This window comes from Cohnella zeiphila, assembly GCF_014212055.1.
Classification (GTDB): Bacteria; Bacillota; Bacilli; order Paenibacillales; family Paenibacillaceae; genus Cohnella; species Cohnella zeiphila.
Map to the genome: position 1 here is coordinate 23913 of NZ_JACJVO010000015.1, position 25251 is coordinate 49163.

General features: G+C 59.8%; 26 protein-coding genes and 1 riboswitch. Of the genes, 9 read left to right on the top strand and 17 right to left on the bottom strand.

Going from position 1 to position 25251, the window contains the following annotated elements; translation table 11 throughout:
* Nucleotides 1-81 precede the first annotated feature (81 nt).
* The 10 genes from H7C18_RS12685 to H7C18_RS12730 form a co-directional block, all read right to left on the bottom strand.
* Nucleotides 82-1245: a mannitol-1-phosphate 5-dehydrogenase gene (locus tag H7C18_RS12685; protein ID WP_185129441.1), complete on the bottom strand. Its 1164-nt coding sequence runs from the start codon at nt 1243-1245 to the stop codon at nt 82-84.
* A gap of 51 nt (nt 1246-1296) precedes the next feature.
* Nucleotides 1297-1965 (bottom strand): HAD family hydrolase, encoded by a 669-nt coding sequence (locus H7C18_RS12690; protein ID WP_185129442.1) that lies wholly within the window; start codon nt 1963-1965, stop codon nt 1297-1299.
* Between the two features lie 139 nt (nt 1966-2104).
* A riboswitch (cyclic di-AMP (ydaO/yuaA leader) is annotated at nt 2105-2253 on the bottom strand.
* Nucleotides 2254-2836: 583 nt separating this feature from the next.
* Nucleotides 2837-3331 (bottom strand): translation initiation factor IF-3, encoded by a 495-nt coding sequence (gene infC, locus H7C18_RS12695; RefSeq protein ID WP_185129443.1) that lies wholly within the window; start codon nt 3329-3331, stop codon nt 2837-2839.
* A gap of 162 nt (nt 3332-3493) precedes the next feature.
* The gene (locus H7C18_RS12700; protein WP_185129444.1) at nt 3494-4558 is read right to left on the bottom strand and encodes a polysaccharide pyruvyl transferase family protein; all 1065 of its coding nucleotides are present in this window, start codon (nt 4556-4558) and stop codon (nt 3494-3496) included.
* Complete coding sequence (locus tag H7C18_RS12705; RefSeq protein ID WP_185129445.1) at nt 4555-5712, bottom strand: glycosyltransferase; 1158 nt, start codon at nt 5710-5712, stop codon at nt 4555-4557. Before H7C18_RS12705 ends, H7C18_RS12700 begins: the two co-directional genes overlap by 4 nt.
* On the bottom strand, nt 5702-6427 hold the full coding sequence (locus H7C18_RS12710) for a glycosyltransferase family 2 protein (RefSeq protein WP_185129446.1): 726 nt from the start codon (nt 6425-6427) through the stop codon (nt 5702-5704). Before H7C18_RS12710 ends, H7C18_RS12705 begins: the two co-directional genes overlap by 11 nt.
* Nucleotides 6428-6455: 28 nt before the next feature.
* A complete protein-coding gene (locus tag H7C18_RS12715; protein WP_185129447.1) occupies nt 6456-6647 on the bottom strand; it encodes a hypothetical protein in 192 nt (63 codons plus the stop codon).
* Nucleotides 6640-7020, bottom strand: a complete 381-nt coding sequence (locus H7C18_RS12720; protein WP_185129448.1) for a DUF2642 domain-containing protein — start codon at nt 7018-7020, stop codon at nt 6640-6642. Before H7C18_RS12720 ends, H7C18_RS12715 begins: the two co-directional genes overlap by 8 nt.
* Before the next feature lie 249 nt (nt 7021-7269).
* Nucleotides 7270-8514: a DUF445 domain-containing protein gene (locus H7C18_RS12725; protein ID WP_185129449.1), complete on the bottom strand. Its 1245-nt coding sequence runs from the start codon at nt 8512-8514 to the stop codon at nt 7270-7272.
* 90 nt (nt 8515-8604) lie between these two features.
* Nucleotides 8605-9999 (bottom strand): hypothetical protein, encoded by a 1395-nt coding sequence (locus H7C18_RS12730; protein ID WP_185129450.1) that lies wholly within the window; start codon nt 9997-9999, stop codon nt 8605-8607.
* Nucleotides 10000-10149: 150 nt separating this feature from the next.
* On the opposite strand from H7C18_RS12730, the gene H7C18_RS12735 reads away from it, so the two are divergent.
* Both H7C18_RS12735 and H7C18_RS12740 read left to right on the top strand, forming a co-directional pair.
* Entirely contained in the window at nt 10150-10365 is a 216-nt protein-coding gene (locus H7C18_RS12735) for a hypothetical protein (RefSeq protein WP_185129451.1), read from the top strand.
* Between the two features lie 171 nt (nt 10366-10536).
* The gene (locus tag H7C18_RS12740) at nt 10537-11361 is read left to right on the top strand and encodes a hypothetical protein (protein ID WP_185129452.1); all 825 of its coding nucleotides are present in this window, start codon (nt 10537-10539) and stop codon (nt 11359-11361) included.
* Here the strand turns inward: H7C18_RS12740 and H7C18_RS12745 are convergent.
* The gene (locus tag H7C18_RS12745; protein WP_185129453.1) at nt 11330-12853 is read right to left on the bottom strand and encodes a hypothetical protein; all 1524 of its coding nucleotides are present in this window, start codon (nt 12851-12853) and stop codon (nt 11330-11332) included. The two genes, H7C18_RS12740 and H7C18_RS12745, sit on opposite strands and share 32 nt — an antisense overlap.
* 156 nt (nt 12854-13009) lie before the next feature.
* Nucleotides 13010-13216: a DUF1657 domain-containing protein gene (locus tag H7C18_RS12750; RefSeq protein WP_185129454.1), complete on the bottom strand. Its 207-nt coding sequence runs from the start codon at nt 13214-13216 to the stop codon at nt 13010-13012.
* Between the two features lie 154 nt (nt 13217-13370).
* Between H7C18_RS12750 and spoVAC the strand changes: the two genes are divergently transcribed.
* The 6 genes from spoVAC to H7C18_RS35520 all read left to right on the top strand — a co-directional run bounded on the left by spoVAC (nt 13371) and on the right by H7C18_RS35520 (nt 18503).
* Entirely contained in the window at nt 13371-13844 is a 474-nt protein-coding gene (gene spoVAC / locus H7C18_RS12755; RefSeq protein WP_185129455.1) for a stage V sporulation protein AC, read from the top strand.
* Nucleotides 13845-13852: 8 nt separating this feature from the next.
* Nucleotides 13853-14887, top strand: coding sequence for a stage V sporulation protein AD (gene spoVAD / locus H7C18_RS12760; RefSeq protein WP_185129456.1), 1035 nt, complete (start codon nt 13853-13855; stop codon nt 14885-14887).
* Between the two features lie 6 nt (nt 14888-14893).
* Nucleotides 14894-15754 carry a DUF421 domain-containing protein gene (locus H7C18_RS12765; RefSeq protein ID WP_185129510.1) on the top strand — a complete coding sequence of 287 codons (861 nt, stop codon included), beginning with the start codon at nt 14894-14896 and terminating at the stop codon, nt 15752-15754.
* Between the two features lie 380 nt (nt 15755-16134).
* Nucleotides 16135-17634, top strand: coding sequence for a glucose-6-phosphate dehydrogenase (gene zwf / locus H7C18_RS12770; protein ID WP_185129457.1), 1500 nt, complete (start codon nt 16135-16137; stop codon nt 17632-17634).
* 213 nt (nt 17635-17847) lie between these two features.
* Nucleotides 17848-18297, top strand: coding sequence for a hypothetical protein (locus H7C18_RS12775; protein WP_185129458.1), 450 nt, complete (start codon nt 17848-17850; stop codon nt 18295-18297).
* A 71-nt stretch (nt 18298-18368) separates the two neighbouring features.
* Nucleotides 18369-18503: a hypothetical protein gene (locus H7C18_RS35520; protein WP_273386625.1), complete on the top strand. Its 135-nt coding sequence runs from the start codon at nt 18369-18371 to the stop codon at nt 18501-18503.
* Between the two features lie 124 nt (nt 18504-18627).
* Here the strand turns inward: H7C18_RS35520 and H7C18_RS12780 are convergent, their stop codons facing one another.
* Both H7C18_RS12780 and H7C18_RS12785 read right to left on the bottom strand, forming a co-directional pair.
* Entirely contained in the window at nt 18628-20013 is a 1386-nt protein-coding gene (locus H7C18_RS12780; RefSeq protein WP_185129459.1) for a sensor histidine kinase, read from the bottom strand.
* Entirely contained in the window at nt 20006-20653 is a 648-nt protein-coding gene (locus H7C18_RS12785; protein WP_185129460.1) for a response regulator transcription factor, read from the bottom strand. The genes H7C18_RS12780 and H7C18_RS12785 overlap by 8 nt, the downstream gene beginning before the upstream one ends.
* A gap of 155 nt (nt 20654-20808) precedes the next feature.
* Here H7C18_RS12785 and H7C18_RS12790 point away from each other — a divergent pair, with 155 nt between their 5' ends.
* Complete coding sequence (locus H7C18_RS12790; protein WP_185129461.1) at nt 20809-23178, top strand: glycoside hydrolase; 2370 nt, start codon at nt 20809-20811, stop codon at nt 23176-23178.
* Between the two features lie 70 nt (nt 23179-23248).
* On the opposite strand, the gene hepT is transcribed toward H7C18_RS12790, so the two are convergent.
* The 3 genes from hepT to H7C18_RS12805 form a co-directional block, all read right to left on the bottom strand.
* Nucleotides 23249-23632, bottom strand: a complete 384-nt coding sequence (gene hepT / locus H7C18_RS12795) for a type VII toxin-antitoxin system HepT family RNase toxin (RefSeq protein WP_337913433.1) — start codon at nt 23630-23632, stop codon at nt 23249-23251.
* A gap of 49 nt (nt 23633-23681) precedes the next feature.
* The gene (gene mntA / locus H7C18_RS12800) at nt 23682-24062 is read right to left on the bottom strand and encodes a type VII toxin-antitoxin system MntA family adenylyltransferase antitoxin (RefSeq protein ID WP_185129511.1); all 381 of its coding nucleotides are present in this window, start codon (nt 24060-24062) and stop codon (nt 23682-23684) included.
* Between the two features lie 72 nt (nt 24063-24134).
* On the bottom strand, nt 24135-25220 hold the full coding sequence (locus H7C18_RS12805; protein ID WP_185129462.1) for a Gfo/Idh/MocA family protein: 1086 nt from the start codon (nt 25218-25220) through the stop codon (nt 24135-24137).
* Nucleotides 25221-25251: the final 31 nt, after the last annotated feature.

A 25251-nucleotide genomic window follows, 5' to 3' on the forward strand; every position in this document is an offset into this window, starting at 1 on the left:
GATTTCCCGTCATTAATTGCCTATGCAAAAAAAAGCCCCAGCCCAGTATGATACAGAGCCGGGGCGATGTCTATGGCAAGATCAGGATATACCGGTCGACTCGCGCTTCAATTCTTCGTATCGGTTGGCGATCCGGAAATGGAGAGGATGATGCTCCAGGATTCCCATATGGCTGCGAATGACGTCCCGAACGCCTCTCGCGCGGATTCGGGCTTGCAGCTTCACCGCCTCCGGGTCCCGGCCGTGATCGAACAGCAATGCGGCGGAGATGAGCGTCACGAGGTGCGGAGAGTCCATGCCGAGAGCCGAAGCCTGCAGCGCCGGCCGAATGAGCCGGTCGTCCGGGGCCAGCTTGCGCAGCGGGGAACGGCCGACGCGGGCGACTTTGTCAGGGATGCGGGGATTCGCGAAGCGCTGCAGCGACTTGCGAATGTACTGCCGGTGCTCCTCTTCGCTCCAGCCGTACTTCCGCACGAGAAGCCGGCCGGTCTCTTCCATCGCGCCGGCGACCCGGTTCCGCAGCCTCTCGTCCCGAAGCGACTCCGGAATCGTTCGGTAGCCGGCCAGATAGCCGAAGTAAGCGGCGCCGCAGTGGCCGACGTTCACCGTATACAGCTTCCTCTCGGCATAAGGCTCGAGCGACGTCACGTACCGCACGCCCTCGATCGGATCCGTCCCGCCGGCCTGCTCCAGCACCCATTCATGAAAGGGCTCCACCCGCACGTTCCAAAGTTCGTCCGAAGGCTGCGGCGGGACGATCCGGTCGACGATCGCGTTCGGGAACGCCGCGCAGCGTTCCGCCCGTTCCCGAAGCTCATCCGGCAGATGGGAGTAGACCCACCCTTTAAGCTTGGCGCTTCCGTGCACCGCGTTCTCGCATGCGACGATCTGCAGCGGGCGCGAATGGCGCCTCAGCCGATACGCAAGACCGTCCGCCAGCGCCTTGGCGATGTGCGCAAGGGCGGCTTCGCCGACGGATGTCGTCACCAGATCGGCCTCCAGCATGCTCTCCCGAACCGCCGCCGCGTTTCCGATATGAATCGCGGTCACGTTCCGTACGATCTCCCGCTCCTCCGCCTCGCTCGCCAACGTGACGGTATACTGGCCCCGGTCTCTCATCAGCTCGATCTGCTTATCGTTGCGGGAAACGAACGTAACCTCGTAGCCCGACCGGTACAGCATCCATCCGATAAAACCTCTCCCGATATTGCCCGCTCCGAAATGAACCGCCCTTTTGCCCGGCATGGCGCTCTCTCCTTTCTTTCTCTTCTTTCGCCGCGTTAACGTTTCACGATATTAAAATTGCGATGACGACGCGATCAGCCTGCGGAATTCCAGGTCTTCCAGCGTTCCCAAGCGATGCGCGATGCCCGTTGCCGGAAAATCCAGCAGCGACGTGATCCGGTTCGGCGCCAGCACGCAGTGCATCCCCGCCGAGATGGCCGCTCTCGCGCCGTTCGGGGAATCTTCCACCGCGATCGCCTCCCGGCCGTCGACGCCCAAATCGGACAGCGCGAGAACGTACAGCTCGGGATCCGGCTTGACCTGCCGGACGTCGTCCGCCGTCCGGACCGTCTCGAAGTACGATTCGATCCCGAGCTGTCGCAAATGTTTGTCCACCCACTCCCGCGTGGAGCTGGAAGCGAGGCCGATCTTCATCCCGTACTCTTTCGCCGCTTCCAGGTACGAGAGGACGCCCGGACGAACTTCCTCCCGCCGCATCAGCTCCGAATGCCGCAGATGGACCGACTCCCGGAACCGGTCTTTATCGAGCGGCAACCCGCGCTCGGTCATCAAATATTCGTAAGGATTGAACCGATGAAGGCTGGTGCCGATGCATTGGGAATACATCTCCAGCGTAAGGTCGACCCCATGCTCCGAGTAAGCTTCCCGGAAAGCCTCGTACCAAGCCGTCTCCGTGTCCAGAATCGTTCCGTCAAAGTCGAATACAAGCGCTCGCATCATCTCTCTCGCACTCCTTTTTTTGTCGTATGGCGGCCGTTCGATCCAAGGGGGGAATGCGGAAAGAAGGAACGGAAGAACGCAAAAAGAGCCCTGTAAAAAGGGCCCTGGCTTCGTTCGCGATTAAGCTGTGTATAAAGCGCCGACCCATCTTCCGCCTACGAGGTTAGCTGACGGGCTCGGGCAGATGGTTCCCTACCTTCGTCCTTCGAGAAGAACGTCGGATTCGCCCCCATGTAACGGGTCCCCCGCTCCCCGGCCTGGCGGCCGGAAACTAAGCGTGTACTTATCATAAGACAGTCAGCTTTTTATGTCAATTAAAATTACTCATTAAGTAATATTTATAGGAGATTTGGGTTCATTTAATGCAATTTGAAATAAATCATAAGAGATTTTCGTTATTTAATGTTATGAATAATAACATAAATCTTCCTTAGATCCAGTGGAACCAGGCGCCACTTGAGCCCGTTAGTCGATTTTCTCGGCTATCTCCGCTCGCTCAGCCCGCCGCGAGGGCCCGTTAGCCGATTTTCTCGGCTATCTCCGCTCGCTCGGCCCGCCGCGAGGGCTCATTAGCCGATTTTCTCGGCTATCTCCGCTCATTCACCCCGCCACGAGGGCCCGTTAGCCGATTTTCTCGGCTATCTCCGCTCATTCACCCCGCCGCGAGGGCCCGTTAGCCGGTTTTCTCGGCTATCGCGTTTTGGTCGACCGGAAGCATGGCGAAGATACCAGCGCTATCGGAAAAGAGCACGCTTAGCTGCTTAAAAGAAGATGTAGACGCAGTCCCATTTCGTGACGCCGATATCTTTCCCCGTTGGCGGAATAGCGCCGCTCCGTTCCGTTAGAGGGATCCCCCCCTTTCGCCAGACCTCTAGCGCGGAACGATCTTGACGGCAGCCTGCTTGCCGCTAACCTGAATTCCCGTCTCCCGCGTGCCGCCCGGCGACAGCTCTTTGGACAGACGCTCCAACAGCTCCTTCGCCTTTACGCCTTCCTTGGCGTTTGACAGCTTTACGACCAGCTGCACGGCGTTGCCGGAGGCGAGCAGCTTCTCCGCCTGTCTTTTTTTCGTATCGTAATCGTGCTCTTCGATATGGGGCGTCAGCCGAAGCTCCTTCGCTTTGGCTTCCTTCCCTTTCGCGTTTCCTTCCTTGCCGGAAGGCTTCGACACCGCGTTCTTGGCCGTCCCCCGAGGGACCAGCTTGCAGGGCGGCGGACTGCTGAACAAAGACGTGCAGACCAGATCCATCTTCAGCTTACGGGCCCGCTCCAGCGCCTCCTCTCTTGGCACGACGCCGATTTCTTCCCCTTTCGCCCCGGTCAGCAGCACCTCGGACGCTTTGATCTGCTCGTTGACGAGAATCATCCGTTCCAACCTCCTGCCCCTGATCTCCGCCGCCTAACGCGCACGCCGTTTCGCAAACCAAGAGCGTCCCGCAAAGGGACGCTCCCTGATTCCTTCGCCGCTTGCACCGCCCGGCAGGATCCTAATCTTTGCCCACCATTATACCACAAGGCCGTTCGAAGGCTACAGAAGGCCGCCCTCGAACGGTTCCGTCAACAGAAGGCGGGCTTCTTCTCTTTTAGCCGCCAGCTTTTCCCGCCACTCGTCGCCCGAATGAAGGGCGGCCCGCAGCGTCTCGTTCAGCCGGTCCGCCAGATGGGGAGCCGAAGTCGGCACGATCAGCTCGGGAACCCCCGCAGAGTGAACGAAGTCGAAGCATTTGAAGCGGTAGCCCAGGCTGACGAACGGAACGCCCGCCGCGGCCGAAATCACGTTCGCATGCAGCTTCAGGTTTAAAGTAGCGTCGAATCCGCGGACAAGATTGTAATACCCCGGGGTGTCGTATAGCTTGAGGTCGAGCGTCGTCTGCGCCGCTTTGCCGATTTTGGCGTGCAGCCGTTCGGCCGATTTTCGATCCGGTCCCCAGACCACATAAAGATGAATCCGCCACCCCCGTTCGATCCACTCCCGGCAAACCTGCGCCAGCGCGTCCTCGACCTCTGATTCGTTCGCCCCGTACATCCGGTCGTATACCGTCCCCCAGTTCACGCCGAGCGTCCCGGTGCCGCCCGACCGGCCCGCTTCCGCTTCCTCGCGATCAACCGCCGCCAGCAGACCGGGATCGCCGCTCACCCGGACAAGCTCCGGCGGCACGCCTTGATGAAGCAGGTAGTCCCTCGTCCAAGGCCCCCTGACCACGAAGAAGGAAGCCGCCTCCGCAAGATCTCGCAGCCGTTTCCGGTATTCCGGCGCTTCCCGGATCGAATCCGGCAAGGTCACGCCGCCTCCCGCCGTCTTCGCCAAATGGATGCAATCGTACCCGCTTCCCCATACGAGAATTCGCTTGCCCTCTTGCGCCGCTCTCCAAAGCAAATCCGCGTATCCCGCAATCAGAAGGGAGCCCCCGCCCAGCACGACGGTGTCGTACGGACCCAAATCGTCCGTCTCGACGCCAGGCACGGCGGGAACGATCCCGTACCGGTCCGGTGGCAGGCGATCGGACGCCAACTGCTCGAACAGCCCCCTCATCAGCTCGTCGCCGAAGTTGTTGAAGCCGATCCAGCCGACATACAGAACCGTTCTCGTCAACTTCTTCCCCCCTTCCGTTCGGCCGCGCCGCGAATCGCGTTCTCGTAAACGCCGGCCAGCATCAGGCCGATCCGATGAATGTCGAACGTCCCCCGCACCCATTCGAAGGCTTGGTCGCCGATTCTCCTTAACCGAAGCCTGTCGGCCAGGGCCGCCTCCAAATCGGAGGCGATCAGGTTCACGTCCGTTTTGCTCAGCGAGTCGTGATCGCCGAAGTACCGATCCCAGGCTTGCGCGTAAGACGATGGCTCCACGAGGCCGAAGTAGCCGTGATTGCCGATCGCCAGTACCGGTTTGGCGCAGAACATTGCCTCCAGCGCCACGCGTCCCGTTCCGACGACCAGATCCGCCATCGCGTAAAAATCGCGAACCTTCGTCTGCCCGCCCGTCAGGTGAAGGAACGATTCTCCTACGGGACTCTGCAGGGAATCGGCGAGCCGCTCGATCTCCCGGTACTGCGGACCTCCGCCGACCGCGACGACATGCAGATTCCGCCCCGTGCGCCGCCGGATGCCGGCCGCCGCCCGGAGCAGCATCGAGCATACCGCCGCTTTGTCCCAGGCCAGACGGCTGACATAGACGATCACCACAGCGTCGGGTGGGATCTTCCACTTCCGCCGCAGCCGCTCCGGCGCGGGAGCGGGATAGAACTCGTCCGAATCGACGCCGTTGGGAACAAGGAAGGAAGGGATGCCCAATTCCCGCAGGAAACGTTCGACCGGCCTGCTGACGCTGACAAACGATGCTCCAAGCCGCCTCATTTCCTCCAGTTGGCCGGAAGAATAGTAGGTTCCATGTACGCTGAACGCGACCGGAACGCCAAGCTCCGCCGCCGCTCTCGCGGCGTAAAGCCCGGAGGGCATCTGGTGAACGTGCACGAGGTCGGCCTGCCCGCCCTGGATGACTCGCTTCAAGCGCTGTACGGTGCGGGGCGCATCGGCCGGATCAGCCAGCGTGCCGGGCGTCAGATCGACGTCGTACATCGGGACTCCCGCTCTCGCGTAGGCTTCGTACAACGGACCTCCCGCCCCCGCATAGAGGGGCCGAACGCCCAACGAACGAAGCGCCTTGACGACGCTGAGGACGTGAGTCTCCGTGCCTCCGACCGCCAGGCTGTCCATCACCATCAAGATCCGGCGCCCGTTAGGATCCATCTCGGCCTCCCCGGTCGCTTCCGTAGAAAGAGCGCGACCTTTGTAGCAAGTGTCGGCGATACAGATAAAGGAGGTCCGGCAAATTTTCGACGTTGCGGCGCTTGGCATTCAACCGTTTGGCGATAAACTCGTAATCCTCCGCTCCCGCGAGGAACCGGGTATGCCCCCCGGTCCGGTCGAACAGCTCGCCCCGCAGCATGACCGTGCCGTGGCAGACGCAGTGTCCGCCCTTGCGGTATACTTCCACTATCGAATCCCCATAGCGGAGCCAGCTTGCCTTTACCGGCATCCGGCTTCCTTGGCCGTCGATCACTTCATAGTTCGTTCCCAGCATGTCGACCTGCGGATGGCTGTCCAAAAAAGCGACCTGCCGCTCCAACCGTTCCGGAAGCGAAACGTCGTCGGAGTCTTGCATGGCAATGTATTGCCCGCGGGCAAGAAACATGCCCGTCGTGCAAGCGCCCGCATAGCCGATATTGCGAGGGAGCCGGAGAACGACCAAATTCCGCTCCCCGATCTTCTCCGTCCCTCCCTCGCGCAGCCACTTCTCCAGCCGCTCCCGGGAGTCGTCCGTCGAAGCGTCGTCGACCAGAATGAGCTCCCAGTCGGCGTACGTTTGCCTGACAATGCCGTCCAGACAGTCTGCCAAGTAGTTCCCGTTATTGTAATGAGTGACGACGACGCTGACGAGCCCCGCCTCTCTCCGATCGTTCATTTTTTATCACCGCCGTTCTTCTTGTCGGTTACGTCCGGCGCACGTAGCATACGGCCGCCAGCTTGATCACCGCATGCCGCCCGCGGCCGTAACCCGAAGGGCCGGACAACCGAATCGTCAGGGCGCCCTCCTCCGCGGATACGAGCAGCCCTTCCACGATATCGATCGTTGTCGCCGCCTGAACGTCGCAGCCGACCCACGCTCTCAGCCGTTCATTCATCGCGGCCCACCTCCGCATAAATCACCTTGTCGAGGTTGACGATGACGTGCAGATCGCCCGCTTCCCGAACGACCGCATAGTCTCTGCCGACCTCCTGAACGATTCCCGATACGGTTCCTCCCGCCGTGTAGATAACAACGTTACGATGCAAGCTTCGCTCAAGCGCGCATCGCAGCGCCGGCGGCACGTCTTCGCAACAGGAGCGCCCTCGGTCGTCTTCCCGGGAAGACCCGCCGCTTCGGCAAGACGCTTGTCCTTCCGAGCCCGGAGCTCCCCCCTCCTTCGACCTGTCGGCCGTAAGAAGAAGCAGACGCAGGCTCTCGATGTATTCGCGAAATTCCTTCTTGTTGATCCGCATCCACATTTTTCTCACCCGCTCCTCGTTTTGGAATTCTGCGAAGCCCGGCAGAAAAAGAACGTCGCCGAGACGGCGCGCCTTGGGCGGAACGTCGCTTCACTCTCGGCTGCGGTCCTTTTCCTCGCCGGCCTTCTTAAACAAGCTATACAAAACAAAAAGACTGTGACACGACCATTCACAGTCTTAAAGCAAATTTGTTCGTTTGGAGGGGACCGTCCGCCCGAAATCCCCTCTGCATTTGTAAAAAATGCAAATACGGTCCGGCTAAAACGCCATGTTGATCCCTTCGAGCGCCAATCCGATCAGGAACCCGCACAGCGCTCCGTTCACGCGGATCCATTGCAGGTCGCCGCCGACCCGCTGCTCGATCATCTCGATCAGCATCTCGTTGTCCAGCTTGTCCAGATTTTCGCGGACGAGAACCCCGATGCGGGAATGGTTGTCGTCGATCACCCGGAACAGCCGCTCTTTTCCCCATTCCAGCGCGGGCTCAAGCGTCTCCGGCCGCTCCCGGAGCCGGCGAAGCGCGTCCTCAAGCAGCGGCTTCAACACGTCGTTCTCGAAGCCGGGCTCCCGGATGCGGCTCTCGGCCCTGCTCTTCAAGTCCTCGAGCCAGCGGAGCAGATACGCTTCGAGGCCGACCCGCTCGGGAAGGCTGCTCTTCGCCTCGTCGAGACCCCGAAGCACCGCTTCGTTTTCCGGCAATCCGGCGACCGCCTTACGGAGCTCGCCCGCAAGCGACCGGCGCAGCGGGTGGTCTTCGTAAAGACGCATATCCCGCAGCGCGGATAGAACGGCACCCTGCAGCATTTCGCCCAGCTTGTCCTCGCTCATGAAACCGGCGAAGGCGTTGACAGCGAAGCCCATAAATCCTTTCGCTTGCACGTTGCCGAGCGCGTTGGCCGCCATCGCCCCAAGCTGGCGCCTCACCTCGTCCCGCCCGGCCAGTTCCTCCGCCTTGCCAAGCAAATAAACGAGCGCCCGCTCATCATAGCCGCGGGAAACGACCTCTTCGCTTACGAACCGCAGCAGCCCGGCCGAATCCAACTCCCGCAGCCGCTTCGCAAGCTCGCTTGCCGCCAGATTCGCCAGCCTCTCCAGCGGCGCATGGCGCAACGCGTAACCTCCCAGCGCCACGATCGCCCGGGCCGCGTCGCCCAGATGCTTTTCCGCGAAGTTCAGCAGCCGGTCCTGGGCCAGATAAGGCTCGATCTTCTGTTTGATGCTCTCTTTGGTCAGGAACTCGTTCTCCATAACGGAGACAAGGGAACGGACGACCTTGTCGCGGTTGCGGGGGAGCAGCGCCGTATGCGGAATCGGCAATCCCAGCGGACGCCGGAACAGCGCCGTTACCGCGAACCAGTCGGCCAGCCCGCCGACGAGTCCCGCCTCGAAGCCTCCGTGAAGCAGCGAGACGGCGCCGTACTGCACCCACGGGAACGTCAGGGCGAATCCCGCCGCCATCGCGCCGAGCGAGACCGCCGCCGTATGTTTCGCCTGTTTGCGCATGATCGGATAAAATCCTTTCTTGGAAAAGTTCGCTATTCCTTATTTTACCCCGTCGCCGCCCCCTTGATCAAAGCCCCCGCCTTCCGCTCTTCAAATAAGGAACATCGCGACGACCGTCGTCGCCGCGAGCCCGATCAGCACCGGCTTCAGATTGCGCCGAGCCAGCTCGAACGGACTGACGCCGCAGATCGCCGCAGCGGGTATGAGCGCCCAGGGGATCAGCGTTCCTCCCCCTACCCAGATGGCCGCGATTTGTCCGAGCGCCGTCAGCGTCGCCGCGCCATGGCCTATCGCTATCGCGAACATATGGGCAACCGACCCGGCCAGCGAGATGCCGGAGAAGCCCGAGCCGTCGAGCCCGGTAATCGCCCCCGTCACGGTCAGCGTGATCGCGCCGACGACGTTGTTGACCGGAACCCCGTTCGCGAGCGCGACGCCGAGATCGTTGACGATGCCCTGCGAGCCTTGCGGCAGATGGTTGCCGAACAACGGCACGAATGCCGAGTCGCCGAGGTAGAAAAAGGCCGCGATCGGAATGACCGGACCGAACACCTTGAAGCCGAACTGAAATCCGTCCACCAGGTACGAAGTCATCTCTTCCATTCCCTTATTGCGATGGGCGATCAGCGTCAGCGCGAGCAGGATGAGAATGGCCGTCCCGCCGACGATCGCGGTGGCGTCGTCTCCCTGCAAGTCGAGGACGAACATCGCGACCACGTCGGCTACGAACAGAAGCGGAATGATAATGGCCGCCCAACGCTTGACCGCAGCCGGAAGAACGAGCGTTTCCGCGGACGGGGAAGCCGGCGTTTCCTGGGCGACGAGGCCGTCTCTCCACGTCCCCTTTTTGCGATCCCGGACCATCATCCAATACGCGACGATCGTCGTAACGGCGCCCATCACGATCACGAGCGGCACGCTCGCTTCCATCACCTGCGACACCGGCAGTCCCGCGGCATCCGCCGTCAGCTTCGGCGCGCCTTGAATGATATAGTCTCCGGAAAGCGCGATTCCGTGGCCGAACAAGTTCATCGCCACCGCCGCTCCGAGCGCGGGCAGCCCGACCCGGGCGGCCGCCGGCAGCAGCACCGCGCCGATCAGCGCGACGCCGGGAGACGGCCAGAAAAACCAGGAGGAGACCATCATGATGATGCCGATGCCCCAGAACGCCAGCGCGGGCGTTCGCATAAAGCGGGTGAGCGGCGCCACCATCTTCTCGTTGATGCCGGTCCGGATGAGGACCCGGCTCATCGACACGATGATCGAGATGATAAAGATCGTGCCGAGAAGTTCTTTGGCGGCGTAGACGAAGCTTTTGAACAGGCCGGATACGGAATCGCCGACGCTGGCGGTGGCGATCAGGCCGAGCGCCAGAATGCCCGCCACGCAGATCATCGTCGTGTCCCGCCGCTTGATCAGACAGGCGACGATAAAGACGATAAACGCCAGATATACCCAGTGCAGAGAGCTTAAGTTTACGTCCATGAGCAAATCCCTCCGCCAGTCGATTGGAGTACATTGTATGTACGCGAACGCCCAATCGTGACGCCGCCCCGACAGCGTTCGTCCTCTTGCGGGGTCGAAGAAGGTCTGTTATAGTCCATATATTTGGAGAAAACGGAGGGAGCGCGGATCATGTCGGTGAACAGGCGATTGGAGACGGATGAGGATTTTGCCGAAGCGAAGGAGAAGCAGCTGCGCCTTAGGGTTTTCAGAGACGATCACTTGGTCGAATCGGGAAGCGTGATCGTCCGATTCGATGCCGAGACCGTCGTCCTGCAGTCCGGTGTCAGCGATTTGGCTTACCACCCGCGAGCCAAATGCGAATTTTTCGAGCTTCGTCGCAAATAGCGGGAACCGCTTGACAGACGGCTTCGCCTCGACATATAATCAGAACAAAAGTTCGCATTTTCCATTCAGGAAGCACCTGTGGGAAAGCGCCGTCTACGGCCTTTTCTCAGGTGCTTTTTGGCGTTTGTCGGCGGCGCGGCGATCGAAGATCCGATGGGAGGATGTATCGAGATGAAGAGGTTCTGTCAAAACGCAATGCTGCTGTTAATCGGAATGTATCTGGCTTTCGTCGCGCCGTCGGAAGGATACGCGGCATCCGCCGTCTCTTGGTCGGCGACGACGAAGGCGGGATGGGACAAGCTGGTGGCGGACGCGGACGCCGCCCGCGCCGCGAAGCTGAAGTCGATGGCTGCGGAGCTCGCTTCCTTGCAGCAGCAGGAAGCGAGTCTGGACGCAAGGATTCAGTCTGCGCATGATGCCAACGCGAAGGAGACCGATGCCGTCCGGCAGCGGATCAAGACGATCAACGCCGCCAAGCTGAGCGCGATGGCGACGCAGACGAAGCAAGTTCGCTCGCGCAACCAGCCGATTCTGGACCAGTACACGAAGCTGAACAAGCAGATCAGTACCGCCAGATCGCTCGGCAGCAAGACGATCCGGTCCGCGCTGCAGACGGAAGCGAACCTGTTGAAGCCGCTCGTTCAGATCGCCCGGGACAACATCCGGAACCAGACCGCCGCGGAGAAAAGCCTCAAGGACGCTACTTCCAAGACGGCCAAGACGATTCGCGCCACGTTGGCCGGCGCCGACTCTAGCAAGAAACAGATCGCCGCCGAGAAGAAGTCCGTCACTTCGAACAAAGCGTCGATCTCCTCGTCGATGAAGACGTTCAACCAGGCCGTCAAGAAGAAAGACCCGGCGGGGGCATCCTCCTCCCTGTCTTCGATTCTCTCCTACTACCGGCAGTTGAACGGGCACAAGGAGAAGATTTACGGGCACGAACGGGATATCGCCGCCATTCTGGTCAAGGCAAAGGGGCAATTTCCCGCGTCGTAGTCCGATCGGCATCGACCGCTCCCTTACCGGCTGCGCGCATCTCTCTCCAAAGCAGCCAGAAGACGAGCAGCAGAATGACCACGTTGACGGCGGCGACCCAAGCATAGGCGGAAGACAAGGCGGAATGGGAACCGAAGCCTCCTCCCATTCCTCCGAAAGGGCCTCTCCCGCCGCCCCAGTCTCCGGGACGGGAGTTCCCGCCGAAGCCGGCGGAGGGACCGCCCCCCTGGAAGCCGTCCGATCCGAGAGACCGGCCTGCCGGGGGGCTCCCATTCCCGAAGCCGCCGGACAACCGACGCGCAGCGCCTCCCCGGCCGTTAGCCGCCTGGCCGCCGAAGCCACCTTGGCTTCCGCTCTTTCTCAGGACGGCGACCAGGTTGACGGTCACCGTCGCGGTCAAAGCAATAGCGGGCGCGAGCCATTTCCGGTCATGAATCACGGCGAAGACGAAGAACAACAGCGCGGGCAGGCTGTAGCGTTCGTGAATTTCGGTCGGAAGCATGAAGAAGGCTAAGTTGATCGCAGCCGAAGCTTTGAACAGCATGCCGTCTACGGATTCGGATGCGGTACGCCGCCCCGTCGCCACGATCAGGTAGACGCAGGCATACAGGGCAGCCATTGCGAACAGCAGAAGACCGAGCGCCCGGTAAGGAAGCAGATCCGCGAATCGGGCCGTATCCGGATCCGCCGGATTCAGGCCGGTTACATAATACCAGACGTTCATCGCGTTCAAGCTGACGTTCGCGTACATGCCGACGGCGTCGGTATACGCTTGGCGAATCATGGCGCCGAGACCGCCCCCCGCCTGAAAATACAAAACCGCGGCTGCAAACGGAAGCGCAAAGCAGACGCTCCACTCGAGCAAGGGGCGCTTCCGCCGCTCCTGGAACCACGCGAGGAGCAGATACAAGCCGACGACGGGAAGAACGGTTACCGCCTGGAATTTCGTCAACAGCGCCAATGACGCCAGCAAGCCGCTAAGCCAAGGTCGCCTGGTCGCCTGCCATACCGACAGCACCATCAGCATCCCGTGAAGCATCTCTACTTGGCCCCAGACGGGACCGTCGACGACGAAGGCGGGATTCAGGGCGAACAGCGCCAGCACGAGAAGCTTCCATTTACGGCTCCGGATCGAGGAGATCAGCGCCATGGCGGCTGCAAGGGCGAACAGGTCTATGACCACGATCAGCGCCTTGAAAGAAAAGGCGCCGGCCTGAGGCTCGATACCGAGAAAACCGAGCACCCGGCCGTATCCTTCCAGCAAAAGAAGGAAAAACGGCGGATAGTTCAGATTCGCATCGTTCGTATAAGCGCCGCCGAGTCCAAAGTTATCGGCAGCCTGCATCCATTGGACGAACAAGCGCTGATCCGAATAGAACCCCGGAGTCTCCGCCGCCGTCCACAAACGAACGGCAACGGCGGCGGCCAACAGCAGCGCGGCTCCCCACGGGTAGAACCGGCGGAGTCGCGGTTCGATCCGATTCTCTTCCATAAGAGTCTCCCTTTCATCGCTCGGCAGCACCGAGCCCATTCCCCTGGACGTATCTTCTCACGCGAGGATGAAGCGGAGATGAAAACAGAATGAAGGCACCTTTAATCGACGCAAAGAAAACCCCGCGCGAACGCGGGGCTCTGAGCAGGCCGAAAATCAGAAACCTTTATATTGAGGTTCCTCGTTTTCCAGCTGCTGCACTCTCGACTCCACTTGGGACAAGATTTGCTGCGTTTGCTCAGCGGCGTTCGTGAACAGCGTTTTGGCCTCTTGGTTTTGCGTGCTCAGGGCAAATTGCTCCAGACTTGCTTGCGCGCTTTTCAAAGAGGCGACACAGGTTTTCACTTGGGAAGCGACGGTCATGTTGAATCACCCCTTTGATCGGAATTTCCCGCGTTCCGGGACGTCTTATAACCTACCCCGATTCGTTGAAATCATTACCGCCAAAAAATTGTCGTAAAACGGAGGACTCGGTGGCATCCTGATAAGCAAACTGGAAAACAAGGGGCAAGTCGGAATGGCTAACAAGAAGCTCAAGAAACTGACGCCAACCCAGCAGGAGTACCAGCGCCTGGCGCTCAGCCACATGCCGAAGCGCTCTGTCGCCGCCAACAGCGTGCGCGCCTTCGGGTTCGGCGGGCTGATCTGTCTGGTCGGGGAGTGCATCCGGCAGATGTTTATTCATTGGGGAGGCTGGGATGAGGTCAAAGCGGGAGATCCGACGGTCGCGATTCTGATCTTCATCTCGGTCCTGCTGACCAGCCTGGGCGTATACGACAAGCTCGGGCAATGGGCCGGGGCCGGCTCCGCCGTTCCGGTGACGGGATTCGCCAATTCGATGGCTTCGACGGCGATCGAAGGACGCAGCGAAGGCATCGTGCTCGGCGTCGCGACGAACATGTTCAAGCTGGCCGGATCGGTCATCGTGTTCGGCACCGTAGCCGCGTTCATCATCGCTTTGATTCGTCTGATCTTCAATCAAGGAGGCTGAGCGTTCTTATGCTCAAAGGTCATCAAAGCTGGCTGTTCCATCGCAAGCCCAAGCTCGTCTCCGCAGCCGCCGTCGTCGGGCCGTTCGAAGGGCGCGGGCCGCTGGCCGACGACTTCGATATCATCCATGGCGATTCGCTGCTGGAACAAGCCAGCTGGGAGAAGGCGGAACGGACAATGCTCGAAGAAGCCGCCAACGTCGCGATCGAGAGAGCGGGTATTACGAAGGAGCAAGTGCATTTCTACGTCGGCGGAGATCTGCTCAACCAGATTACCAGCAGCGGCTACGCCGCGCGAACGCTGACCATTCCGTACCTCGGCGTGTTCGGGGCCTGCTCCACTTCGATGGAGAGCCTGGCGCTGGCCTCTTACATGGTCGCTACCGGGGGAGCGAAGCATGCGCTGGCGGCTACTTCCAGCCATAACTCCAGCGCGGAGAAGCAGTTCCGCTATCCGACCGAATACGGTTCGCAGAAGCCGCCCAGCGCCCAATACACCGTGACGGGCGCAGGCGCCGCCGTCGTCGCCGAAGCAGGCTCGGGTCCTTCGATCGCGTCGGCCACCATCGGCAGAGTCGTCGATATGGGGATCAAAGATCCGTTTAACATGGGAGCCGCCATGGCGCCGGCGGCAGTCGATACGATCACGGCTCATTTCCGCGATCTGCAGGTCGGGCCCGATCATTACGACCTGATCGTAACGGGGGATTTGGCTCAGGTCGGCCACTCCATTGCCGAAGAGCTGCTCGACAAGCACGGCGTTCCGATCCACAAAACCCGGTTCAAGGATTGCGGGATGATGATCTACGATTACGAGAAGCAAATGGTTCAGGCCGGAGGAAGCGGATGCGCTTGTTCGGCGGTCGTCACTTACGGACATCTGCTCAAGAAGCTTCGCAAGGGCGAACTGCGGCGGATACTCGTCGTGGCCACCGGAGCGCTGCACTCGCCGGTCGCCATGCAGCAGGGGGAATCCATCCCCGGCATCGCGCACGCGGTAGCGCTCGAAGCGGAATCCGAAGAAGAGCGGACAGGAAAGGACTGATTGACAATGCCGAACTGGGGAGAGATCGCCATACGTTCGTTGGGCTCGATGGCCATGCTGTTCGCGATGACCCGTATTTTGGGCAAGAAGCAAATTTCGCAGCTGTCGTTCTTCGAATATATATTGGGGATTACGCTCGGCGAGTTGGCGGCCTTCATCTCCACCGACATCGAAGCCCACTACTTCCACGGCGTCGTTGCCCTGCTCATCTGGTTCCTTATTCCGTTCGGCCTGGAATTCCTGATGCTCAAGAGCCGCAAGCTTCGGCATTGGTTCGAGGGCAAAGGACGAATCATGATCAAGGAAGGCAAAGTGCTGGAGGACAACCTGAAGAAGGAACGCATCACGGCGGACGAGCTGCTTGAGCAATTGCGGGGCAAGAGCGTCTTCAACATGGCGGACGTGGAATTCGCGGTCATGGAGACGAACGGCGATCTGAACGTGCTGCTCAAAAAAGACAAACAGCCGCTCACCGCCAGCCATCTGGGGATAAAGATGGTGAACGAAGTCGAACCGCAGACGGTCATCATCGACGGCAAGTATATAGATGAACCGCTCGCGACGCTGGGACTGAGCCGGGGCTGGCTCAACACCGAGCTGGAGAAGATCGGGGTAACGGTTGAGAATGTCTTTCTCGGACAGGTGGACGCGTACCAGCAGGTTTACGTCGATCTGTACGACGATAAGCTGAAAGTGCCCGCTCCCCAGGGCAAGGCGCTTTTGCTGGCGACGCTCAAGAAGACGCAAGCCGATCTGGAACTGTTCGCATCGGCGAGCCAGAACGAAGACGCCAAGCGAATGTACGAGCGAAATTCGCGAGAGCTGGCCGACGTTGTCTCTCAGCTCACTCCGATACTTCAAAGCTGATTGCCTGCCGACTGGCGGCAGCCGAACGGATCGGTTATCGGTCGGTTCCGGCTGCCGCCATGCCATTTGTAAGCAGGCGCTTTTTTCCCGTATGCCGAAAGCGCCTTTCCCTCTTCGATTTTTCTCGCCGTCTCGTCCTATTTCCCCATGCCTGCGGCAGTCTTCGTGCGGATCCCCCCCTTCTTTCGCGCCCAGCGATCTCCCTAGATCGAACGCCAGTCGAAATCGCCCCGGAGCAGTTGACGAATCCGTCCCGCGGAGTGTAAGATTGGCACTATTATGATCGCACCAATCGTATTCCTGTCGGAATGGACGGGATGCAAGATATATAGGGCGAAGGGCCCGGCGCTTACGGAGCGCGGTAGGAGGAACACGGACTGATGGAAGCCATGACGTTTATTTTGTTCGGCGCGACCGGCGATCTAGCCAAGCGGAAGATTTACCCCGCTTTGTACAATTTATATATGGACGGCAAGCTTCCGTCCGCCTTTACGGTCATCGGGCTCGGCCGGAGAGAGTTTCCCGACTCCGTCTACCAGGGCCAGGTCGAGCAATCGCTGAGACAGTTTTCGCGCCGTCCCGTCGCGGAAGAGGGAGCGGCGCCGCTGGGAGATTTTCTGTCTTCCTTCCGCTATCACCCGCTGAACGTGAATCATGCCGAGGATTACGGCAAGCTGCTGGAGCTTGTCCGGTCCCGCGAGCAGGCGCTGGGCGGCCCCGGCAACCGGATGTTTTACCTGTCCGTCGCCCCGGACTTCTTCGGCGTGATCGCGCAGCAAATTCAGGAGAGCGGCCTCGGAACGACGTCGGGCTGGAAGCGGCTCATCATCGAGAAGCCGTTCGGCCACGATCTTGCATCGGCGCGGCTGCTCAACGAACATTTAAGCCATTCTTTCGAGGAAGAGGAGATCTTCCGGATCGATCATTACCTCGGCAAGACGATGGTGCAAAATCTGGAGACGCTGGTGATGGCCAATCCGGTCATTCAGGCGGTGTGGAACAAGGAATACATCTCCAACGTCCAGATTACGGCGAGCGAGACCGTCGGCGTCGAAGAGCGGGCCGGCTATTACGACCAGGCCGGCGCGATTCGGGACATGTTCCAGAACCATCTTCTTCAAGTGCTCATGATGACGGCCATGCGCCGGCCGGAACGCATTACGGCCCGGCATATCCGCGAGGAGAAACGAAAGATCATCGAGTCCCTTCGGCCTATCGCGCCGGCGGAAGTCGCAGCGACTGTCGTCCGCGGCCAGTATGAAGCCGGCGTTCTGAACGGGAAAGAGGTAGTCGGCTACAAGCAAGAGCCGGGGATCGGGCCGGATTCCCGCAACGACACGTTCGTCGCCGCGCGCGTATCTATCGATCACCCGGATTGGCAGGGCGTTCCGTTTTACCTGCGGACCGGCAAACGCATGGCGGAGAAGTCGACTCGCATCGTAGTGGAATTCCGCAATCCGACGTTCGACCTTTATGCTTCCCGCGGAGAGAAGACGGCTTCCAATCTGCTCGTGATCGAGATCAATCCGAACGAGAAGGTGTCGTTCGTTCTGAACGCCAAGGACCCCCGGAACGAAGGGCGTCTCGAGACGGTTGACATGAGCTTCGCCACCGAACAGAAGGAGCTCCCGGAAGCGTACGAGCGGCTCATTTACGACGCGCTTCTGGGCGACGCCACCTTCTTCGCCCACTGGAACGAAGTCGAGCTTGCGTGGGAGTGGGTCCAGCCGGTGCTTGAAGCATTCGAAGGCGGAATGCTCCCTCTCCATCCGTACGCTGCCGGGTCCAACGGCCCGCAAGCGGCGGACAATCTTCTGCAGGAGAACGGCCATTCCTGGTGGCTCGATCCCGACGTCCCCGAACTGGTCGGCCAAGCTTGAGACGAGCAAGGCTCATGACGATATTTGCCGCAACAAGGTCCGCTTCCATCCGGAGGCGGCTTTTTGCATTTCCTTCGTTTCCATATGCATGCGAGCCTGCCGGGTGCTCCGCTTAACCTTAAGACACTTTAAGGGGATCTTCATTCTGTTTTAAGTTCTTTCGTTTAGGATAAAGAACAATGGGAGAACGATTGAAGAAAGAAGGAATGGCCGATGAACCCCAAACGCATGCTGGCAATCTGCACGCTAGCCTTGATGTTGACGATAAATAGCGGATTTTGGTCTCGCGAGACCAGTGCCGGCGATCTGCTTCAGAACGACGAATCCTACGGAGCATATTCCCCCGACAAAACCGAAATCGCCGCCGAACCGACGGAAGCCGGCGAATCCGAATCGCAGGACGACCCGTTTCTCAGCCTTCTCGGCGCAGAGTCGGACGAACAGGTTCGCGACGCCTTGTATAACGGGCAATCCTTGGCGGACATCGCTTCCGCAAGCGGCGCGGACCCCGGCGACGTCATCGATCTGCAGATTCGGCAGCTGACGGAGCAGTTGAAGCAGCGCATGCTGGAAGGCAGCATCTCGCTTCAGCAATACCAAGCGCAAAAGGCCGAAATCGCGGAGCTTGTCACCCGCAGCGCATACTCCGCATCGCTTACATAGCGGACGGTGCCCGTTAAAGGGAATGCTTTGCCTTCCGGCTGTGCAAGTTATGGGGAGGCGAGGTGAGGACAATGACGGGACGCAACAACAAGCCGGACAACGACGGACCGGCCGCAACGCCATCGAGATTGGACCAATTCGGCGACAAGCAGGCCAAGAGCGCCGGACCGAAGCCGAAGCGGAAAAACAACAAGGGCTCGTGCTAAGATGAACAGCGGAAGGCCGTACAGGAGAGCGATTCTCCTGCACGGCTTTTCTTTTCTCCGAGTCGCGCCGTTTCAAATTCGAGCTTTCATCCCCGTTCGAACTCAGCAGCCCATTTCATCGTGATCATTCGCGGATCAGCGGCAAGGAAAAATAGAACGTCACCGTCCCCCTGTCCAACTCGTAACCGTAGTCCGCATGGTGGCTCTGCAGAACGGCTGCGGCAATCGACAGGCCGAGACCGGTGCCGCTGAACTTTTTGCTGCGCGAGCTCTCCATGACGAAGAAAGGCTCCCACACCCGCTCCCACTTCTTCGCATCGTCGATGTCGGTGCCGTTGGCTACGCGAAAATAGAAGTTCCCGTTCTTCGTCTCCATCGTCACGACGATTCGGCCGTCGGTCGTGTATTTGATCGCGTTCGAGATCAGATTCCGCAGAACCGACTCCAGCTTGGGCCGGTCCGCCATCACCGCCGCTTCCGGAGACAGCCGGTCGTCCGTCTCCCAAGCGAGCCCTTGTTGGCTAGCTGCGACTTGATAAGGCGCCAAGGTCTCGTCCAGAAGCGGCCGCAGCTCGACGGGCGCGAATTCGTACGTGTCGGCCTGCCGTCTGGACAGCTCCAGCAGCCGATCGATCAGGCCGCTCATCTCCTCGCTCTGCAGCCGGATCACGCCGGCATAAGTGCCGTCGTCCAAACCGTCCTGAATACCGGCGGCATACACCTGGATGAGCGACAGCGGCGTCTTCAGCTCGTGCGAGATGTCGGCGATGAAACTCTGCAGGTTGGCGTTCTTGACTTCCAGCGAACGGTGCGCTTCCTTCAGTCTGTCGCTCATCCGGCCCAGACTGTTCGCGAGCGACTCGATCTCGTCGCCCGTCCGGATGTCCGGCTTGACGAACGACAGGCGGGAGATCGCCTCGGCCGTCTCGTTCAGCTCCGCCAGCGGCCTGACGATCCGGGTCGCATACAGAACGGACAGGACGGTGAGCAGGAGCAGCATGCCGCTCCATATATAAAGGTTGAACCGGTTGACGATCCGCATCGTCTCCGAGGAATGGGAGATCGATTCTCCTACCGCGAACACGTAGCCGTCAACAGGGAAGAAGTTCACGAGAAAGCCGGACTTCAGCTTGGTTTGGTCGTAAATCTTGTTGACCTTGCCGCCCGCGCGAAGCAGATCGATATTGTCCCCGGTCAACCAAAATTTGCTGAGGGCGATCCCCTTGCGACTCCACTGGAGCAGCAGCTCGCCGTTCAGATCGTTCTCCGATTCCGTCAGAGAGGCGGAAGCGATCGCGACCTGCTCCTCTTTTTCCAAAGCGTCGATCCTCGAAACAAGCGAATCGTACGGCAGCGGCGAGAGCTCGGCGGTAAGTCCGGCCAGCTTCACCTTGCTCTGGTGCAGAAAATATTTGGGGAGAAAGTAGGTGTTCAGGGCGCAGGAAAGGACAAATACGACGCATAACGCGGCGGCGAGCCGCACGATCAGCTTGCGGGCCAGCTTACTCATCGGGTTCTTCCAGGCAATAGCCCATCCCCCGGTACGTCTTGATCCTCGACTCCCCGATTTTCTCCCGCAGCCTGCGGATATGGGTGTCGACCGTGCGCTCCTCGCCGAAATAATCGAAGCCCCACACATGGTCGAGCAGCATTTTGCGGGAGATGATCCTTCCTTTGTTCCGGACCAGAAACTTCATCAACTGAAACTCCTTCCATGTCGCCTGAACGTCCTCGCCGCCGCGGAAGATCTTCTGCCCCGCCAGATCGACGGTCACGTCGCCGATGGCGACCGTCGAGGTCAGCTGCAGCAGCTTCCGCGCACGCAGAAGCAGAACGCGCGGATCGAACGGCTTGCGCACGTAATCGTCCGCCCCCGCCTCCAGCGCCAGCAGTTCGTCCTCCGCGCCTCCTTTGGCCGTCAGCAGCAGCACCTTCGTCCGTCCGGCCTTCTTGATCTCGCGGCACACCTCGACGCCGCTTCGCCGCGGCATCATCCAATCGAGAATCGCCAGATCGACGGGACCGCCATAGAACAGCTCCAGCGCCTCCTCGCCGTCCTGCGCGGGAAACACGCGAAAACCCTCTTTGGAAAAGTAGGATTGCAAAATATTCAACATCAACGGCTCGTCGTCGGCCAGCAGCAAATTCATCTTGATGCGCCTCCCGCATCTCACTATAACGCCCGTCTGTTACGCCAGTATGACAAATCGCCCGGCTGTGGACAAGCGATCGAACGACGCTTTTCCTGTAACATTGCTCCCTTACCATGACCCTGCAAGCCAATCGAAGAATGGAGGAAGCAAACATGCAGCAAAGATTCTTTTGGGCCGGCGCGATCGCTCTTCTGGCCGTCTCGGTCACCGGATGTCGGAGCGGCGGGGCCGCAGCCGGCGACGCCGCCGCCGCGGCTTCGCCCCCGGCGGTTAAACAGACGGCGGCGGTCGTAACAGCCTCGCAAAAGGCCGGAGAGCCGTTCGACTTCGAGGTCGACCCGGAGACGTTCGCGCTCACGATTATCAAGGATGGCCAACGCGTGCCGGCTTCGGTTCCGCTGCCCAGGGCGGAAGTGACCGATCTGGTCAAAAGCAAAGACAGCGTCAGATGGACGTATCCGGGCAAGGTCAAGGTGAGCATCGCCAAGAAAAACGATTACCTCGACATCAGCGTGACGTCCATCGGCGCCGATTCGTTCGCATGGCCGTCGGTGAGCGCCGACCGGTACATGCTGCCGCTTGGGGAAGGCAAAGAGATTCCGGCCGCCGATCCGGACTGGCGGTCGTTCCTCAAGGATCAGACGTACACGTGGAGCGAATCGTTCTCCATGGACTTCTTCGCGCTGAATGCCAAGGCGTTCTCCCTCGTCTACGTGGTGACGAACAAGTTCAACGACGAGGTGCAATTCGACACTTCATCTTCGGTGCAATTCCAGTTTGCCCATGAATTTCCGTCCATCAATCCGGACAAGAGCTATGGGTTCCGCCTGTACGTCACCGGCAACGACCCGCGGCAGGTCGTGCAGCCCTACAAGAACTATGTGAAGGAGCAGGGGAATTTCGTTACGCTGGAGCAGAAAGCGCAAGATAACCCGAACGTTCGCAAGCTCTATGGAGCGCCGCAAATTTACTTGTGGAGCGAGTCGATCCTGACCGACGGGGACGTCCATTGGCCGAAGCTGCGCGTCCTGCTGCCGCAATCGCTCGGACCGTGGCTCGTCAAGCTGCTCTCCGGCACGGCCGACGGCAGCGACGAATTCGCGCAGGTACTGGCGCAAATCCCTAAGCAGGACTATTTGGACAAGTATCAGAAAGGCGTCGTGCTGAGCGCGCTGAACGAGGCGTTGAAGCTGAGAGGCTTCTACGACGCGTCGATGTTCCCGAATCCGGGAGAAGAAGCCGAGAAGCTGATCGCCCAAGGCGTCGACAAGCTGAGCGAGGAGAAGCTGTACGAACTGAACAAACTGCTGCTTCAGAGCGTTCTGAAGGATGCCGCGTCCGACCTGTCCGAGTGGGGCCAGGCCGATTCGACGGAGCTCGTCAAGGACATCCGCGACGCCGGCATTGAGAACGCCTGGATCGGCCTGCCCAACTGGGCCGACGGGCTGATGAACCCGAAGCTGGTCGGCGAGGCCAACCAGGACGGCTATCTGATCGCGCCCTACGATTCGTACCATTCCATCCAGCAGAACGCGGACATCTCCTGGAACACCGCCTCGTTCCCGGACCCGACACTGTACGAGAACGCGACCATTGCCAAAAAGGACGGAACGAAAGTCGCGGGCTTCCTGGGCCGGGGGCGCAAGCTGAACCCGACGCTGGCGATGCCCAGCGTGAAGCAGCGGGCGGCCGGCATCCTGCAGGACGGCATCGGCTTCAACTCCTGGTTCGTGGACTGCGACGCGACGGGGGAAATTTACGACGATTACTCCCCTGCCCATCCGACGACGCAGCAGCAGGACTTGAACGCCCGGCTCGAGCGGCTCTCCTATTTCGCCAAAGACCTGAACATGGTCGTCGGCTCCGAAGGAGGCAACGACTACGCCAGCAGCGTGATCGCTTACGCGCAGGGAATCGAGAGCCCGATCATCGCCTGGGGCGATCCCGATATGCGCGACAACAAGGAAAGTCCGTACTACGTCGGCGGTTACTACGCGGCCAGCGGCATTCCCGAACGCTACGCCAAGCCCGTGCCGATCAAGCCGCTGTATGATAAGGTCTACGTCGATCCGGCTTATTCGCTTCCGCTGTACAAGCTGGTCTACAACGATTCGATCATCACGACGAACCACTGGGAATGGGGCAGCTACAAAATCAAGGGCGAAGAAGCCGATCGCATGCTGTACGAGCTGCTGTACGACGTGCCGCCGCTGTACCATCTGGACCGCACAACGTGGGAGCGGGAAAAGTCGAGCATCGTCGGCTTCCTGAAGGTATGGTCCCCTTTCCACCGGCAGGCCGTCACCCGGGAAATGACCGGCTTCTCCTTCCTGTCGAACGACCGGCTCGTGCAAAGCGCGAAATACGGAAACGGCCTGAGCGTCATCGCCAATTTCTCCGATCGCGCCGCAACGGTGAAAGGCCGGAAAATTCCGGCCAAATCCGCCGTCGTCGCCCAAGACGGGATGAGCCTCGTGTTCGACGCGGCGGCGAACGCCAAGCTTCTGGCTGTGAAAGAGTAGGGCAATCATCACGTGAAGAAGCCGGGCAACATTGCCCGGCCTCTTATCCTGCTGCAGATCGACCGTTCTTTTATAGCTGATTGTTGCTTGCAGCTCCCAAATACTCCCCGATCTTCCGGGTTAACAATTGAAAATCTCCCAAGTGCTTATCGATGATGGCTTGAACGATTTCCAATTGAAGCGCCTGGTAGTCATGCATGGCAATATTGCGAAAACCGACCATTGCCTTTAAACTGCCGCACAAATCGTTGTCGATGACACGTTCGCGCATCAGGAAATCAAATGCTTCTTTGCTCGTTTGGGGGAGGCCAAGCTTTTTCTCGGCGACGACGTGCATCGCCAAGTCAATAGAAGCCTCGCACGCTCGCTGGAGGTTCAAGATAATGGAGTCCTGTTTGGTCACATGAAGAAGATTGGTGGAGTCGCCGCCGTATTCTTCCAAAATTCTGGCGATTCACCGCCGAATGGTAGCTGCCTTATTCAAGATAACGTCTTGCACCATTTCAGCCTCCCGGACCTTTTTCGAAAGCTTTTACGATCTCGGCCCTTTCCTCGTTCAGTAAAGCATACGATTTTAGCGCAACCATAAAAGCCTTCTGCCGATTTGAAGGCTCCGAATCATAAAGAAGCTTCCCGGTCGTGACAATTTGTGCCTGCATAACCGTGCTCGTCTCCGAAAAATCGATCAAATCCGCATCGCGCTTCAATAAGTCGGAGAGCCGCTGCGCCTCCATGAAACGATCGTACGCCGACATTTGGCCATGCGCCAGAAAGGCAATGTCCACGTCGCTATCGACGCGCAGCTGCCCCTTGACCGCCGACCCGAACAAAATAACGGCAAAAGCCTTGCACCGTTCTACAAGGAAATCAACTTGTGTGCCGATCCATCCTTATTTTCAAAATTATTATAGCCTCTCTGAGATTGAAAATATACGAATCGTCGGCGACGGGTGCTTCTAAACCGCCGACCAAATCTGACGCTGAGAGGTCACTGTCTCGCCGGTGCGCACGGCTTCTTCGATCAGATAGCCGAGATAGCAATCCTGCGACGCTTCCGGCAGCCCGTAAAAGGACGGCCCTCCGTCCACGTAGGAAGCCATGCCGTCCAGACATGCGGCGATGGCCAGCTCATCGTCGTACAGCCTGGCGGGCGCGTACGGGTTCTCGTATACCCAGCGATCTCCCGCCATAATGCCCTGCAGAAAGTACCCCTCCGCATTTTCCCACTCTCCCCGGTTGATCCGCTTAAACTCCAGCGGCTGAGGCGTGTCGAAGCTCTGAAGCAGGCTGAGACGCGTGTCGAAGATTTCTCCGCGCACGCCCCTTACCGACAGATGGTTGGAACGAACCCAGGAGCGGTGCTGGTCGGCCGTAAAATCGTAAATGCCCAGCTTCCCGCCGTAGTCGAGCCAGGCCAAGTCGCGCGGCTTGCGAACGATCTTCTCCTCCGTCGGCGGCCCGCCTCTTCCCGGACCGGCCACGACATCGGCTTCGAAACGCATTCCTCGGATGCTGGCGTCTTCGAAGCCGATGCCCAGCATTTTGCGCAGCAGGCTGACGCCATGATACAGGTGGGAGACGGATACCGTCGCCTGCGTGATGTCTCCAAGCCGCCCCTCCCGGATGATGGCCGATCGAGCGACGTTAAGCGGGTAAAGATGATACTGCTCGGCGACTTGAACGCGTGCGCCCCGAAGCGTCAACCGTTCGTGCAAGTCGATTAAGCCCGCCAGATCGGGAGCCGGCGGCGTCTCCGCCAGAGCCGGAACGCCCAGCTCTGCCAATCGAAGCAAATAGTCCGGGCAAGCGCCTCCGCTGACGGATACGACGACGAAATCCGGCCGCTCCCGCTCGAGCAGATCTTCCAGCGTCTCCAAGACCGGCACCCGCCACCGCTCGGCCATATCCTGCCTTTTGGCCCCGTCCCGCACGACAAGACCGCTTACCCGGAACCGATCCGGAAGCTCCCGGGCGATCCGCAAATAATATTGCGCCCGAAAGCTCGCTCCTCCGACAATCCCAAAAACGACAGGTTTTTTCATCGCTCCCTCTCCCCTTCGTAATCGAATCTTT